The organism is Asprobacillus argus, assembly GCF_032248395.1.
GTDB classification, from domain to species: domain Bacteria; phylum Bacteroidota; class Bacteroidia; order Flavobacteriales; family Flavobacteriaceae; genus Polaribacter; species Polaribacter argus.
Window position 1 is genome coordinate 1 of sequence record NZ_JAVTTO010000013.1, and the last position, 473, is coordinate 473.

General features: G+C 42.5%; 1 protein-coding gene. It reads left to right on the forward strand.

The window, feature by feature from the left end; genetic code table 11:
• Positions 1-473 (forward strand): SprB repeat-containing protein (locus tag RQM59_RS14380; RefSeq protein ID WP_349242815.1); only part of this gene is annotated, 473 nt, incomplete at both ends.

Genomic DNA, 473 nt, shown 5'->3' on the forward strand with positions numbered 1-473 from the left:
ACCTTATTAGAAGGTGGAACCGCCAATGTAGTGCAGCAGGCCACCAATCAAGCAGGACCAACGTATACGTTCAATAACCTAACCTCGGGAACTTATGATGTTACGATCGTAGATGCAAATGGCATCACTAGAAACATCAATGGTATCTTGATCAGTCAACCAGCCAATGGATTAGCAATAGATAGTGCTGTAGTTTCAGATTTCAATGGATTTGGTATTAGCTGTAATGGTGCGAATGACGGAAGTATTGATTTAACGGTTAGCGGAGGAACACCAGGTTATACCTTTTCATGGACTGGTCCAGGCGGTTTTACAGCAGCAACAGAAGATATTAATGGCTTAGCCCCTGGTACGTATACTGTAACGATTACGGATACGACAGGTGTTTGTGTTATCAACCAACCTTATACGATTACCGAACCCACAGCTTTAGGCTTAACAGCAAACATATCAGATTACAACGGTTTCCAGAT